Here is a 17210-nt window from a genome sequence, read left to right as displayed (position 1 = left end):
GAATCAATAAACCGCTTCGAGTGAACCTTTAAGTTTTATATTATCAGAGGAACTTCCAATCATAATATCGAATCTGCCCGGCTCGACGGTGAATTTTTTATTTTTTACATCATAAAACGCAAGGCTGTCCCATGGCAATTGAAATTCTAAGGTTTTTCTTTCGCCCGGCTTCAAAGCGATTTTCCTGAATCCGCATAACTGTTTCAGCGGACGAGGCACACTTGCTTCGACGTTATGGATGTAAAGCTGAACGACTTCCTGCCCGAAGCGTTTACCGGTGTTTTTTATATCTACATAAATTTTAGCAGAATCTGCGGGCTCTATTTTTTCCTGGCCAATTTTTAAATTACTGTACGAAAAAGTCGTATAACTAAGACCATAGCCGAATGCATACAGCGGTTCGTCTTTAAGGTACATATAAGTACGGCCTTTCCTGATGTCGTAATCGTCGAATGGCAGCAGTTGTGACATCGAGGCGTAAAAGGTCAGAGGTAATCGAGCGCTTGGGTTATAATCGCCAAATAGAACGTCGGCAACGGCGTTGCCGCCTTCCTCGCCGCAATACCATGCATCAAGAATAGCAGGTATATTGTCTTTTATCCAGTTAATCGTTACGGCACTGCCGTTGATGAGAACTACTGCGGTACGAGGATTGGCTTTATAGACAGCCTGGATAAGTTCGTTTTGAGCCTGCGGCAAATCAAGGTCTGCCCGGTCGTGCTCTTCACCTTCCAAAGTATCATCAAAGCCAAGTACGACAACGGCGATATCAGAGGAGGCCGCCGTCCGCGCAGCTTCGGCGATTGCCTGGTCCTTGTCAATACCGGCACTCCATCCAAGCGAAACTCCTGCATCTTTTTCATTTTCAAAATATTCGAGTCTTATGGAATATTCCTGACCTTTGTTCAGCTTTATTTCAGCCCTGTCAGTCGTGAAACCTCTTACGAGCCAGCTGTCAATAATTTTTTGGTCGTTTATAAACAGCCGAATACCGTCATCGCTGCCGGCACTTATTGTAAATGTGCCTGTTGTCGGAGAAATGATTTTGCCTGTCCAGCGGACAGAAAAATAATCTTTCGGCATCTGCGGCACAGGAGAAGTATCTGCCCAATCAAACTGTACTTTCTCATCGACACGAACAAGTTTTGGCGTTCCTTCCAGATTTTTATTGTCAAAGTATTCTGCCTTTAGGCCGTGTTTGTTTGAATCGCCGCCTTCGGGCCGCAGATAGATTGATTCAATCGGCTCAAGACTTCCGGTTCTGGCGCAGCCGGGGGCATACCTGACCTGAACTTTAGAACCAATTTTGTTTTTGATTCCCTCAAGCATAGTAACACCTTTTGTCGGCTTGCCTGAATAGTTGCCAAGGCACAGTATGTCCGCGTAAGGGCCGATTACGACTAAGCTTTTCAATTTATTTTTATCAAGCGGTAAAAAGCTCTTGTCATTTTTCAGAAGTACTATCGATTCGCAGCTTGCCTGCCGTGCGAGCTTCCTGTGCTTCGGCGAATCGACAACGCTTTTTGGAATGCGATTGTACGGCACCGATTCGAACGGGTCGAACATACCGAGCATAAATCTTGCTCTCAATACCCGGCTAAGTGCAAGGTCGATCTCGTCCTGTGTAACGAGTCCCTTATTCAGTGCCTTGAGCAGATAATCATCGACATATTGTTTCGGGGGAATTCCGCAGTTAAGGTCGCAGCCGGCTCTTAACGCAACGGCAGCGGCCTGTTCCGATGTGGCTGTATAATGATGATTTAGATGAATATCGGAAATAGCTCCGCAGTCTGAAACCACGCATCCATTGAAACCCCATTCGCCCCGAAGTATGTCTATCAGTAATTTTGTGTTTGCGCAGCAGGGAATGCCGTTAACGGCGTTATAAGCGCCCATTATTGATTGAGCTTTGCCTTCCATTATGCAGGCTTTGAAGTGGGGCAGATAATATTCACGCAAAACTTCTTCCGGTACTTCGGATGAACCGCTATGCCGGCGATACTCTTCGTTGTTGGCGGCAAAATGTTTTGGTGTCGCAACGAGCTTGAGATATTTGGGGTCATCGCCCTGCAAACCTTTTACGAAAGCTACACCCAGACGCGAAGCAAGATATGGGTCTTCTCCGTAACTTTCCTGCGTTCTGCCCCATCGCGGGTCACGTGCCATATTTATCATCGGGCTCCAGTATGTCAGGCCGCCGCTGGCTATGCCGCCGTTACTGCCGTCTGGTCTGTAGATTGCGCGTGCTTCGTCAGAAATTACCACAGCGATTTTATTCAGCAAGTCGGGATTCCACATCGCCGCAAGAGCTATAGCGTGCGGAAATACTGTTACATCACGGCCCATAACGCCATGTACGCATTCGTTCCACCAGAAATAGGGTGGGATACCGAGACGGTCAATTGCGGGCGAGTCGTTGCATAACTGGGTAATTTTTTCTTCGATAGTCATTCGCGAAATCAAATCATCGATACGTTTTTCAATCGGCAGAGATGTATCACGGAACGGAAAGTCTTTACTGCTATTTTCCGATACTGCAAAAGTGAAAGAACTTGTAAGAATAATTCCCGACACCATAGCCAGGATGATGCTAAGTTTTGGCACTATATTTTTCATTTTTACCTCCAAATTTGTTTCTCTCCATATTATCCTGAATTACAGCGGCGCCAAACAGAAATCTTAAATTGACGATTTTGTCCATCAAAAAGCAATCCTGTCCATTGTTTAGTCTGGTATTGTTTCGTACTATATATAAAGCAAGAAATGGGAGGTATTATCGTCCCTTTTAGAAAGCAGAAAATGAAAAGGCTCATATACTGGTTATCCTGCCTTTTGGCCATATCGTGCGCCAATACTTTGTTCGCATGGGTTGAATGGAATTACACAGGCGGCAGTCATAGCTGGAATAACGTGGCTAACTGGGGCGGGGCGGTTCCAATCGCTTCAGGCGACCCTATAATACGCGGCCAGGGTGCTGGAAATGAAGCCCTGATTGATTCGGGCGTTGCGGCTGTCGGCAACCTGATGTGGGTGGGGTTCAGCGGACAGGCTGACCTTGATATCGCCGGCGGAAGCCTGACACTTAATGCGTTTCGCGTAGGCGTTGATAACGGACCCGGTAATGTGAATTTGAGCAGCGGGGCCGTAACGATAAATGGGGATACGGTTGTCGGGGACAGCGGCAGCGGTGTCGGTACGCTGACTATGAGCGGCGGCACTTTTACCGTGAGCAATCCCTCCTGGCTTTACATCGGATATAATGGTGCCACCGGTACAGTTAATCTCGATGGCGGAACACTTACGACTTATAGAGTCGTAATGGGCAGCGGCAATCCTCACTTGAATATTACGGGCGGCAAACTTGTGATTGCCAATACAGATGCGGCAGGTGTCGCCAACGAAATTAACAGTTATATTCTGGCAGGACAGCTTGCCTTTTACAACGGCGACCCGCTTGCCACTCACACATTGACGATAAACGGTTCAGGTTTTACCGAAGTTACAGCTTCACCGCCGAGCGGTATATACGCATTTGACCCTGCTCCGGCAAACCTGACAACAGAAGTCGCGCTTAACTCGAATCTATCGTGGTCTGGCGGCGCAGGCGCTGTAAGTCACGATGTCTATTTTGGAAACTATAGTCCCGGTTCGTTCAGAGGTAATCAGACTGCTGTAACATATAATCCGGGCGAGCTTCTGCCGAACAGGACATATTACTGGCGTATCAATGAGAAATCCGGCGCAGGGATAACTACAACTGGCAATGTCTGGCAATTCACAACGGTTTCGCTGCCGTGGTCTGACAATTTCAATAGTATCAGCTTTACCGCAGGCGGCTGGATAGTTGCAGGTTCCGGCGTGACTCTTTCGAGCAACGCAGGATATCCGAGCGGTTACGGGGCAAGACTAAAAGGCAGCAGCGGCACAAACTACATACGGAAAAATAAAAGCACTGAAGGTTATAATGCCATCACTATACAATATGACCGACGGGTCAGCAGCAGTATCAGCGTGACATTGACCGTTGACTTCTCTGCTGACGGCGGGGCGAACTGGACTACTCTTGAAACGGTGAGCGGTTCAGCCGGCACTGTATGGGCAAACAAAAACTGGAATCTGGGCGTGACTGCCGATAACAATCCTAATCTTTGCATCAGATTTCGCACCACCGCAGGTTCAACAAACTACGCATATATCGACAACGTCCAGATTACCGGAACAGAACTTACATCGGTCACTGTGCCGACGGTTGCGGGAATGACCCAGGCCGAGGCACAAACAGCAATTTCAAATGCCGGATTAACTATCGGCGTTGTGACTCAACTTTACAGTGATACAATTGCTGCCGGAGTTGTCATCAGTCAAAACCCGGCCGCGGGAACGGGCGTCTCTTTAGACTCGGCTGTTGATCTTGTAGTATCACTCGGCCCTCCGATTTCTGGCGAAGCATTGTATCAGGGATTTGTAAATCCTCCTTCTGAAGTCGGCCCCGATGTTTATTGGTTCTGGAATGCCAATGCATTGAGCGAAACTGAAATCAGTCGTGAGCTTGATGTGCTGAAAGACGCCGGCATACAAGGTGTTCTGATATTCCCGCTGATGGAGCCGATGGGCGCAGCGAAAATCGATGAACAGCCGCTGCAGTGGCTAAGTCCCGAATGGGTTTCGATGCTCAAGTTTACCACAGAAGCTGCTCAACAGCGCGGAATGTATGTAGATGTTCTGGTTGGTACAGGCTGGCCTTTTGGCGGGCCGTCAGTTCAGCCGGGAGATGGAATAAAGATTATAAAACTTGGCACAACTGAACTTACAGGCCCCGGAACTTTTAATGGAAATATTCACGACCTTATGGTGCTTCCGCCCGGAGCTTATGGCGAAACAACACATGGTTTGACTCCTGAACTGAAATTTTTACGCCTTGTACCGAAAAATCCGCAAAATTTCGATGCCGGAACGGAATTAAAAAATTTAGTTCAGCCGGATGGTTCGATTACATTTACGATTCCATCAGGTCAATACGTTCTTTATACCGGCACTTATCGTGAAGGCTTTATCATTGTCAATATCGCCGCACCCGGCGGTGAAGGTACTGTTATTGACCATTTAAGCAGGACTGCTCTTGAAAATTATCTGGTGAATTTTGAAAACGCGCTGAAACCAATCATGGGTAATCAGATTGGTTTGAATATGCGAACTTTGCACTGCGACAGTTTCGAAGTTACCAACGCAAACTGGACAAGCGATTTCGCCCAGGAGTTTCAGAATCGCCGCGGTTATTCAATCGAGCCATATCTGCCTTTCATTATCGAATGGCCTCCGGCTTCCGGCGGCTATGGATTTAACGATACTGTCAACCGTGTTCAATACGATTTCTGGAAAACACAACAGGAACTCTTCAACGAGCGATTCCTTGTTCCGTTCTATCAGTGGACCCACAATCAGGGAACCCAATGCCGCACCGAAGGTTACGGATGCTACGAGATAGACCAGCTGCAGAACAAGCTCATCGCCGACCAGCCTATGGGCGAGACATGGATAGCGTTGAATCGTGATATTCCGACATCAGAATTGCTTATACCTGTGGATAAACAGGCATCGCCTACCGACGTCGGTATCTGGAGCTGCAAGGCAAACAAGTATGAATCTTCCGCGGCTCATTTGACAGGCAGACGGCAGGTAAGCTGCGAGACTATGACCAGCGGCTCTTCGGCATTTCGTCTTAGGCTTCAGGATATTAAAATCGGCCTCGATATAGATTTTGTTTCAGGCATCAATCATACTTATTTTCACGGGTTTAACTGGTCTCCGCCCAAAGCAGGCTTTCCGGGCTGGTTCTACTGCGGTTCATACATAGACGATAAGGAACTCTGGTGGCCGTATTTTAATGAAATCAATAAATACAATTCGCGGCTGTCGTGGGTGCTGCAAAATTCTGTTTCTCAATCGCAGGTCGCATTGATGTCGTGGGAAAGTTTCCTGTGGGAAGCACTTGCTCAAAACGGCTACTGTGTCGATTACGTCAATGAAAAGATTATCCGGGACGCAGATTACACCGGCGGCAAACTTAACTATGGTTCTCAATCGTATGATATTATAATTTTAAATCGAATCGATGCCATCGAACCTGAAACAGCTACGGCTCTTCAGAATTTCGTTGCGGCAGGCGGGAAAATTATTTTCGTGGATTATCCGCCGGTCACTGCTCCGGGTCTGGCCGATGCTGTCAACAGGAGTAATTTTGTTACGAGCACCATCGCTGCAATGAGACAGCAGTATCCTGACAGAATAATTGTAGTTGCCGGTACCGATTCCGATGGATGGTTCAACTGGGTTCCAGCTACGCTTGCTCAAACTGGTATTAGCCCGATGGTGCAAATTTCGCCGCCTGACAGGCTTTTCTACCAGATACATCAAAGCGTCGACGGCAAAGATATCTTTTTCTTCGCGAACCTTGATGTAAACAACGCGAAAACTTTTACAGCTAATTTCAATATCGCCGGTAAAACACCATGGAAGTGGGACGCTATGACCGGCAGCCGTTCTGTAATGCCTCATAATGGTTCAACGCTTAATATCACGCTTCAGCCGACCGAATCTTTGCTGATTGTATTTGAACCGGAACTGGGCGGCGTGCCTGAAACTGAGCCTGTTGTTCATTATGATGATTATTTAGAGATTAATTCGCAATGGGATTTGACGCTGAATCGTGTCAGTGAATATGGACCTCTCAGTTCTGTCAGTTATAATATTTATTTCGGAACAAATTACAATGCCGTTGATACTGCCTCGCGGCTTCCTTTTGATTTCGATGGTGACGGCATCGTACAGTGGTCCGATTTGGCTGAACTTGCCGGGCAATGGCTCAAATCAAATACAGTTTTCGATTTGAACGGAGACGGCAGCGTTGATTTCGCGGATTTCGCGGAATTTGCCGGGCAGTTCAATACCGAAGCTGTTCCTGAGTTTTACTGCAATCAGGCCGAGCCGACTTTTAACCCAACGGGGTTAAATCCCAATACGACATATTACTGGCGAGTCGATGAAGTAACCGATTCTGCTACGTTTAAAGGACCTGTCTGGAATTTTGCTACAGAACCGTAAAAAATTAGAGATTTAAAAATGCGAAAAATGAAAACATTTATATACGTTTTATCCTGCCTTTTGATTTTGGCATTCGCCAATGGCGCTTTTGCCTGGGTCGAATGGAGATACGCCGGAACAAATCATAACTGGAATCAACCGAATAATTGGACTCCGGCACAAATTCCTGCTGCTGGTCAGTACCCGATAATGCGGGGATATGGTTCGGACGATTATGCGGTTATCGGCAGCGGAGTAAATGCTGTCGGCCATACTATGTGGGTTGGTTTCAGCGGACAGGCTGACCTCAACGTTGCAGGTGGAAGTCTGACTCTTAACGCTTTACATGTCGGTGTTGATGGCGGGCCGGGAAACGTAAATTTAAGCAGCGGCATAATAACCATAAATGGCGACCCGGCTATTGGTGACGGCAGCGGAACAGGCAATCTCAATATTACCGGCGGCTCATTTATAGTAAATGGCGGCTGGCTTTACCTGGGCTATAACGGCGGAACAGGTACAATTAATCTCGATGGCGGCACACTGACCACATTCAAAGTTTTCATGAGCAGCGGCAATCCGCATATGAATATCACCAATGGCAAACTCATTATCACTAATACCGATTCGGTTGGTGTTATCAATGAATTTAATGGTTACATTCAGGCAGGTCAGGTTACTCTTTTTGGCGGCAATCCGCTGGCAGAATATTCAGCGGTCGTCAATGGCTCAGGATATACTGAGATAACCGCGTCAATTCGCAGCGCAGATGTCTGGAATCCGACCCCGGCAAATAATTCCACAGGCATCAGCCGTAATCCTACTATTTCGTGGTTTGCCGGTACCACAAGCGAGCGAACGCTTCCTATACTCATTGATTTCAAAAACGACCCCTGTCTCGCTCAGTTCAGCGGCACTGCGATATATCGTACGGAATTTAATGTAACCGATATGCAGCATACGCTTCTTTCGCTTGGCACCGTCTATGGCATCGCGGAAGTTACACTCAATGGCATAAATCTCGGTCATAAATGGTATGGCGAGTATACTTATGATGCCGCCAGTGCGATGATAATCGGTACGAATGTATTGGAAGTAAAAGTAACGACAACACTTTCTAACTTTTTCAGTGTTTGGGATAACCCTGTCGCGCAGATGTGGACACGAAACAGAGAGCCGATATCTGAAGGTATGGTTGGGCCTGTCCGACTGCTTAGACAGGAATAGTAAAATTTTACTTATCAGGCATTTCGGATTCTTTGTATAAGAAACCAAATGAAAGGATTCTGCTATATGAACATCAAACAAATCTTTTTCATGTACCTGTTATTCACACTTCTAATCAGCACCGGCAATGCGGTAACGAATAATGAATTGTATCTGGGTTTTATCAACCCGCCTGCCGAAGTCGGGCCGGATGTGTATTGGTGGTGGAACGCCAGCGCCTTAAGCGAATCGGAAGTAATCCGGGAACTGGACGTTCTTAAAGGGGCGGGGATTCATGGAGTGTTGATATTTCCGCTGATGGAGCCGATTGGGGCCACGAAGATTGACGATAAATATCTCAAATGGCTCAGCCCTGAATGGGCGAAAATGCTCAAATTCACTGTTGATGCCGCTAAAGAGCGTGATATGTATGTCGATTTGCTTGTCGGCACCGGCTGGCCATTTGGCGGACCGTCTGTAGAAAACGGCGATGGAATCAAAATAATAAAGCTTGCGAAAAAAGAGCTTACCGGGCCGGGTACATTCCAGGGCAATATAAAAGATTTAATGGTACTGCCGCCCGGGGCGTATGGCGAGACCACGCACGGTTTGGAGCCGAAACTTCAGTTTTTACGGCTGGTGCCAAAGAAGCTGGAAAAATTCGAGCCGGGCATTGAACTGAAAGATAAGGTAAAAGCCGACGGCTCAATTCAATTTGAAATTCCCGCAGGCCAGTATGTACTTTATACCGGAACGTATCGTGAAGGTTTTATCATTGTCAATATTGCCGCTCCCGGCGGCGAAGGTCCGGTGATTGACCACCTCAGTAAACCGGCTCTCGACAAATATCTGGCAACTTTTGAAAATGCCCTAAAGCCATATATGGGCCAGCAGATTGGCAAAAATGTTCGCGCTCTGCATTGCGACAGTTTTGAATTTACCGGCGCCAACTGGACTGCTGACCTTGCACAGGAGTTTGAAAAACGCCGCGGTTATTCGCTCGAACCGTATCTGCCATTTGTAATTGAATGGCCCCCTGTTTATTTGGGCGGCAGTTTCGATGAGACTGTAAATCGTGTTCAGTATGACTTATGGAAAACGCAAAAAGAGCTTTTCTACGAACGATTTATGATGCCATTTAAAGACTGGTGCCATAAGCAAGGTGCGGATTTCCGCAATGAGGCTTACGGCTGTTATTCAACGGAGAAACTTAGTGCCAACCTGCTGCCCGACGTTACGATGGGCGAGACATGGATTGGGCTCCTGAACGAATTGCCTCCTGACGAAATAAGAATCCCTTTGGATAAAGACAGTTCGCCGGGCAGTTACGGGCTATGGAACCTCTGGTGTAATAAATATGCTGCTTCCGGCGCACACCTTAACGGCCGAAACACGATTGCCTGCGAGACTATGACAAGCGGCTCGGCAGCGTTCAGGCTCAGACCTGAAGATATTAAAACAGGACTGGATACTACATTTGTTTCCGGACAAAATCATATTTTCTACCACGGATATAATTCTTCGCCGCCGGAGGCAGGTTTTCCGGGATGGTTCTACTGCGGTTCATATATTGATGAGAAGGCGTTATGGTGGCCGTATTTTAATGAGATAAATCTTTATACTGCCCGGCTATCATGGATACTTCAGAAATCGACTTCCCGCTCGCAGGTTGCAGTTATGACATGGGAGAATTTTTTATGGCCGGCTTTGCATCAAAACGGCTACTGTGTCGATTATGTAAATGAAGATATTCTTCAAAATGCAAAAATGAGTAAAGGCAAACTGATATATGGGCCTCAGGAATACGAAATTCTCATTATGAACAGGGTCGATGCGATCGAGCCGCAAACCGCAAAAGCCATCAAAGACTTCGCCGAGGCCGGCGGAAAAATTATTTTCGTTGACCATGCACCGGGTTACGCTCCGGGCCTTACCGATGCTGTCAGCAGGAGCAAACAAACCAACGATACTATCACAGAAATTGTGAAGCGGTTTCCTGACAGGATATTTGTTATACCGGGAGCCGAGTCGAGTGAATGGTTAAATTGGGTACAAGTCAATCTCGCCAAAACCGGCATCAAACCTGTTGTTCAGATATCGAAACCTGACAAGCTGCTTTATCAAATTCATCAGAGTTTCGAGGATAAGGATATTTTCTTCTTTGCGAACCTTGACGTAAACAACTCTAAGAATTTTACAGCTAATTTCAATATCTCCAATAAGACAGCATGGCGATGGGACCCTGCGACCGGCAAGCGTTATGTGATGCCGTATAATAAAAATGCAAACACTCTTGATATCGTGCTTAAGCCCAGAGAATCGCTGCTGCTGGTTTTTGAGCCTGACCTGACCGGCAAACCTGTCCGGACTCCTGTTGTTCATGCAGACGATTTTTACCAGATAGATACGCCGTGGAATTTAACACTCAAACACGTTAGCGGATGCACTATTCGGCGGGAACTTACGACCCTCATAGATTTCAAGGATGACCCTGAGCTGTCCAAATTCAGCGGAACGGCAATTTATCAAACGCAGTTCGAAGCACCGGATTTGAAACGTACATTTTTATCGCTCGGAATAACGTATGGCATTTCAGAAGTAAAACTTAACGGCAAAACACTGGGTCATACATGGAACGGCGATTATACATACGATGCCCGCGGCGTACTGAAAAGAGGTAAAAACAATCTCGAAATCTCAATCATAACGACATTATCCAATTTCTTCAGGGTATGGGATAATCCGGTCGCACTCCGCTGGACTACCGATAAAGGCGTCAAACGTCTGATTGTTTCCGAAGGTTTGATAGGCCCGGTGAGACTGCTCAGACAGGACTAAACAAGACAGTTGTTGATTTTAAGATTGAGATTCCACAGTGAGTAAACTATGCGGAAAGCTTTTCAGCAGATAATACCTCAATTTTAGCGTGTCACCATTTGGATGACCGATGACCTTCCCCCATTTATATTATTGTATGAAGTAAGGACAACCAACGCCCATTGCCAGCCCTCGCAATTATGGAAGTATTTCACTGACTTTTTCTATGTTAATTGTAACTGTTCTTTTTGCAGCCATAGAAAATATTTTCGAAAATTATAAAAAAATATTATTTTAAAAGTGTCTAAACATCATCCTTCTAAGTGTATATTTCAATCTGTAACCTATTTAATTTACTACACTTAAAGCTTCTCAATCTGAATCGCCTTACTGGTTAAAAGGTTTTAACCTGTGCAAAACTGCCGTTAAAATGTTTTAACCGGCAAAATTATATTGAAAATGTCACAAAGGCATGATAATTTATATATGGATGATAGATTAGGAGTGCTTATTTTGGCAGTGACATTTGTACAAATTTGAAAAATGCTTTATCTTTGAAAATGCTTTTAGATGAAAATCGGTTTTAAGGAAATCGGTACATGAACCAAACATCCGAACAATGGGCTGATGAACTGCTTGGCAGGATGAATCTTAATCAGAAGGTTGGTCAACTTCTGGTTTTCGGATTCTGCGGTCCGGTTATAACGCCGGATATAATAGAACTGATAACCAAATATCACGTAGGCGGTTTGCGAATAAGCCAGAAGTTTCGTACGATGACACTTGCAAATGACCTCAGGCCAGGAACAGAACCTGATTCGAATATGCTGCGTTCCATTCGTATGCCCACCGGCAAATGCCGCGATTTTTCCTATAACAGTCAGTGCACTTTTTGTACGGCGCAGGAATACGCCGAGACGCTTAATCAACTCAGAGATTTTGCTCTTGAACGTCCGCTTGGGATAGGCCTTCACTTCACAATCGACCAGGAAGGTAGCGCCTGCGATGATCTTTTAAGCAATCAAAGGCTTTTCCCGCACCCAATGGGCTATGTTGCCGCCGATGATATTGATCTGGCGTATCGAAGTGCTTTATGTATTGCCAGACAGGCACATGCGGTCGGGGCCAACATGATTCATTCTCCGGTACTCGATGTAAATACAAATAGTAAAAATCCCGAAATAGGTACGCGAGCTTACAGTAATGACCCTGCGATAGTAGTTAAATACGCACTCGCTTCGATGCGGGGGCTGCATGAAGGCGGACTTATCGCTACTGGCAAACACTTCCCAGGCAGAGGAGAATCCGATACTGACGCGCACTGGGGATTGCCCTCAGTTAATATTGATTTTCGTACCCTTAAAGATGTCCATCTTGCCCCATATTACGCATTAATAAAAGCAGGCTTATCGGCAATTATGATTGCACATTGCTCATATTCCGCAATAAACGGCAACAGGCCTGCCTGTGTTTCTGATGAAATTGTTACAAGTATCCTGAGAAAAGATATGGGTTTCGATGGAGTAATCACAACGGATAATCTGACTATGGGCGGTATTCTGCAGCAGTATGAAATGGCCGATGCGGCAGTAATGGCAATTTCAGCAGGATGCGATTTGATACTATGCAGAGATGAGGGGCCGGTCAGATATGAAATAATCGACAAGATTATTAAAGCTGTCAAAAGCGGTTATTTGAAAGAATCTCAGATAAATAAATCCGTTCATCGCATTTTGGAAATGCGGTGGAATATGGGGCTGGCTCATAATGGCGGAAAGGTCGATGCTGCCAAAGCCGGCGATTTATTCTCTGACCCGGTGGTTATGAATACCGCTCAGGAAGCAGCGAATAAGTCTGTGCTGCTCCTTCGGAATAAAGCGAAATTACTGCCATTGCAGAAAAACACGAAAGTATTGCTTATCGAGCAGATATTCCCAACTCACGCTTTCGCCAACAATATGTATTCTCATCCGGGTCTGCTCTGGGAGCAAATGTGTCAGTGCTCCGACAATGTCGCTTCTGTGGAAATTCCGTATGTTCCGACTGATACGGATCTCAAACGTGTTCTTAAGAGACTTCCCGAAGCTCAGGTTGTTGTAGCCACGAATTATTATTATCACAAGGCTGCAACATCAATAAGCAATTTTATTCGTGAAGTTAAACAGGTAATACCGAATCTTATCGTAGTAACCAATACGCCGTATGATTTTGGCGCACCTGCTGATTTTGATACAGTAGTTACCTGCTTTAATCCCGGAGCAAAAGAACATATGCGGGCTGTTGCGGAGGTTATTTTTGGGAAACTAATTCCGACAGCCGGTATGCCGATCAAACTATCCCGTCATGATGACTCTAAAACAGCAATGAAGAAATAGTCCATTAAATGTGTTCTTAGCAGGATTAGATACATTTTTTAGAAAGGTTTTACGTAATGTTCGGTCTTCCCATACTTGATATTCTGGTAATCGTTGTTTATTTTGCCGGCATGCTCGCAATAGGCTTTTGGGCAATGTATCGCATTAAAAACCGTGAAGATTATTTTCTCGGTGGCAGACGTTTCGGCAAGATGATTCAGATATTTGCTTCTTTCGGACAGGCCACATCGGTCTCAAATGCTACCGGTACTATCACCACGACGATGGTGAATGGTATTTCAGGTATATGGAGTTCGCTGCTGTATGTCTTTGGCACTCCCGTGTACTGGCTGACTACGATATGGTATCGACGCCTTCGGATTCTGACGATGGGCGATTTTTTTGTAAACCGTTATGGTTCGAAAGTTATGGCCGGTGTGTACTCTGTCATCAGCGTAGTAGGGCTGATGGTAATAATTTCCCTTGGCTTCAATGCCATGGGCAAGACGGCAATTGCGATGGTGCCCAAAACGGTTAATGAACTTACCCGGCAGGAACGAATCGAATATGATGCTTCAGTTGAGCTTGGCGAACTCGAGGCGTCAGATTATGCATTGCTCACTGACCAGCAAAAAACGAAACTCGACGAGCTGCGATTAATGCGGCCCCGAAATTTGTTTCCTCATATCAGTAAAGAAATGACAGTACTTATCGTTTGTGTGATAACATTGATATATTCTGTCGCGGGCGGTCTGGAAGCGGCATTTGTAACCGACCTCATACAGGGGATATTTATCATTCTGCTCTCTGTCCTGCTGGTGCCGTTTGCATGGGTCAGAATAAATGCACTCTATGGAGGAAGCGGATTTTTGTCCGCGATGAAAACAGTTCATGTTGAACTGCCGGAATCTTTTTTTGAGGTACTGGGGACGCCGACGACGATAGATTTTACATGGTATTATATATTGGCGGTAACAGTTATGGTAACGCTGAATCTCGGCATTCAGGCGAACCAGCTCACGACCAGCGGTTCTGCAAAAGATGAATATACCGCGCGTTTCGGGTTCATTACCGGTTTGTATATGAAGCGGGTTGTGGTGCTGCTGTGGGGATTGTTCGGACTTTTCGCAATACTGCTGTACAATAACGTACGTGACCCGGACCTTGTCTTCGGAGTCGCAACAGTGGATTTACTGGGCGGACTGAAACTCGGTCTTGTCGGATTGATGATAGCGTGTTTAATGGCGGCGCTGATGTCAACGGCAAGTTGTCTGATGATTTCCAGTTCTGCACTGTTAACACATAACCTGTATCGGCCGCTTTTTTCCCGCATCAGCGAAAAGCATTATGTTCTGGTCGGAAGGTTTAGCGGCGCAATCGTTCTTTTGGGCGGAGCATGGATCGCATTACAGTTTGAAAGTATTTTTCAACAGCTCAAGTTTTCATGGGAGATAACCGCAATATTCGTTGCGTGTTTCTGGTTAGGTATGGTATGGCGGCGGCCCAACCGTATTGGCGCATGGGCATCTATCATAGTAACGAGTATTCTGTTCTTTTTGCTTCCTGTTATTTTGCCTGCAATATTTCCATCTTTAAGGTCAAACCAATATTTGGCTAAACAGACCGACCCGCAGCCAATAGTCCGGCAATACCGTGCCCATCAGATGGATTTACAGATTCGCGATAAACAAATTGAAACATGGGACAAACTAAATTTAATCGGCAAAGCCCGGGGCACGCGTCCTGCGCCGCTTGTTGCGGGTCAGCGGTTCGAAAGGGTGTACCAGATAAAGCCGAAATCTGTTTTTTGGATGCAGGGAGTTAAACGCAATGATAACGGCGAAATAACGGGCTGCGGTATGCTAAATATTGACCTGGTATTACTTGACAAAATGGGCATCGATCTTTCAAAATTCCCGTACGCATTAAATGAATCTATCCGCGTATTGTTCAGAGTTATTATTCCTTTTGGCGTTTTGATTATTTTCTCGCTTGTTACCCGGCCCGATGACAAGGAACGGCTTGACCGCTTTTTTGTTAAGATGAAAACGCCTGTGCACAAAGACCATGATGCGGACAAACAGGAAATCGAACTGTCGTACGCAAATCCGCAGCGATTCGACCATCTGAAGCTGTTTCCAAATTCCCAATGGGAATTTTCAAAGTGGGACAAGACTGACGTAGTCGGATTCTTAATCTCAGTGGCAGTGGCGGTTGCTATTGTAGGGCTGCTGTATTTGATAGCGACAATAGGGTCATAAATAATAGTATATGTTCAAGGGGATTCGAGATGAATAGATTTTCATTACAATCAATAGTGATATTTTCTTTAATCATATTTTGCCAAATTTCCTGTTTTGGGATCAGTCAGTCCGGCATAGACGCTAATAATTCAAAGCCGGAATATATTTGGGTTGATGCCAAAGCGAAACCAACTGACAGCAACTGGAAGCCATTTGAAACAAGGACATTGGAACAGCTATATGACTTTAAGCCGGGTCAGAAATCGATAAAATTGGATAAATATGGCGGCAGGACGGACGAAAAATTCGAAGCGAAAGGCTTTTTCTATCCGCGTAAAATAAAAGACAGATGGTGGCTTACCGATCCGAATGGACATCCTTTTATTCATGTTGCTATTGTCAGTGTTTATACAGGCATTACAGAACTTGACAGGAAAACAACTTCGGAGGTATTCGGCTCGATAGAAAAATGGGCCAATTTTTCCACAAAGCTGCTTTCCGATTATGGCTTTAATGGAACCGGCGGCTGGTCGGAAGCACAGTATTTGAGAAAAAGCGACAAACCTTTAGTATACACACTATCATGGGATTTTATGGCTGATTTTGCAACGAGTAAAGGGCTTGCCTGGCAGGTGTCAGGGCACAAGGGCTATCCGCAGGAAGTATGGCCGGTGTTTCATCCTGAGTTTGCAGCGTTTTGTGATGAGTATGGCAAAAAACTGACTGCGACGAAAGATGACCCATACTGTCTTGGACATTTCAGCGATAACGAACTTCAGATGCAGGTTGATATGCTTAACCGTACGCTCAATCTTGATTTGACCAAATATCCTGAGATGAAGTACAATGTTGAAGAGGCCAAACGATGGCTTAGCGAGCGAAAAGGCAAACCGGCAGGACTTGCGGATTGTAACGATAAGGATCGGGCCGAGTTTATCGGTCATATGTTTGACACATATTTCAAACTAACGACGGCAGCTATTCGTAAATATGACTCGAACCATTTGTGCCTCGGTTCGAGATTTAACGGCAGGGCGCTGAAATGTCCGGAAGTTTACAGGGCAGGCGGTAAGTATCTGGACGTGATATCGTCAAATTATTATCGTGCGTGGACGCCTGACCCGAAATTAATGATGATGTGGTACAGGGAATCAGGCGGTAAACCTTTTATGATTACAGAATGGTATGCAAAAGGTATGGATTCCGGCCTTGCCAATAATTCCGGTGCGGGATGGGTTGTAAAAACACAAACGGACAGGGGAAAGTTCTATCAGAATTATGCGATTGGACTAATGGAATCAAAAAATTGTGTCGGTTGGCACTGGTTTAAATATGTGGATAATAATCCCAAAGCTATTGCGCCGGACCCTTCCAACGCTGATTCTAATAAGGGAATTGTTGATTATAAATACAAACCTTATTATCCTCTTCTTAATGAAATGAAAAAATTAAATGAAAATGTGTATCAGCTTATAGATTATTTTGATTCGAAGTGATTTTAGGAAAACAT

At 45.6% G+C, this 17210-nt stretch carries 7 protein-coding genes; 6 read left to right on the top strand and 1 reads right to left on the bottom strand.

Annotated elements, in window-relative coordinates; translation table 11 throughout:
- Positions 1-3: 3 nt before the first annotated feature.
- Entirely contained in the window at positions 4-2616 is a 2613-nt protein-coding gene (locus WC496_06810) for a glycoside hydrolase family 3 C-terminal domain-containing protein (GenBank protein MFA5292730.1), read from the bottom strand.
- A gap of 183 nt (positions 2617-2799) precedes the next feature.
- Here WC496_06810 and WC496_06805 point away from each other — a divergent pair, with 183 nt between their 5' ends.
- The 6 genes from WC496_06805 to WC496_06780 all read left to right on the top strand — a co-directional run bounded on the left by WC496_06805 (position 2800) and on the right by WC496_06780 (position 17196).
- Positions 2800-7101: a glycosyl hydrolase gene (locus tag WC496_06805; protein MFA5292729.1), complete on the top strand. Its 4302-nt coding sequence runs from the start codon at positions 2800-2802 to the stop codon at positions 7099-7101.
- A gap of 27 nt (positions 7102-7128) precedes the next feature.
- On the top strand, positions 7129-8307 hold the full coding sequence (locus tag WC496_06800; GenBank protein ID MFA5292728.1) for a glycosylhydrolase-like jelly roll fold domain-containing protein: 1179 nt from the start codon (positions 7129-7131) through the stop codon (positions 8305-8307).
- Between the two features lie 66 nt (positions 8308-8373).
- Positions 8374-11124, top strand: coding sequence for a glycosyl hydrolase (locus WC496_06795; GenBank protein MFA5292727.1), 2751 nt, complete (start codon positions 8374-8376; stop codon positions 11122-11124).
- Between the two features lie 578 nt (positions 11125-11702).
- Complete coding sequence (locus WC496_06790) at positions 11703-13478, top strand: glycoside hydrolase family 3 protein (GenBank protein ID MFA5292726.1); 1776 nt, start codon at positions 11703-11705, stop codon at positions 13476-13478.
- Positions 13479-13534: 56 nt separating this feature from the next.
- On the top strand, positions 13535-15718 hold the full coding sequence (locus tag WC496_06785; protein MFA5292725.1) for a sodium:solute symporter family protein: 2184 nt from the start codon (positions 13535-13537) through the stop codon (positions 15716-15718).
- A gap of 29 nt (positions 15719-15747) precedes the next feature.
- Complete coding sequence (locus tag WC496_06780) at positions 15748-17196, top strand: agarase (protein ID MFA5292724.1); 1449 nt, start codon at positions 15748-15750, stop codon at positions 17194-17196.
- Positions 17197-17210: the final 14 nt, after the last annotated feature.

This window comes from Phycisphaerae bacterium (assembly GCA_041652575.1).
Classification (GTDB): Bacteria; Planctomycetota; Phycisphaerae; order Sedimentisphaerales; family UBA12454; genus UBA12454.
This window is presented reverse-complemented; position numbering and strand designations above follow the sequence as displayed.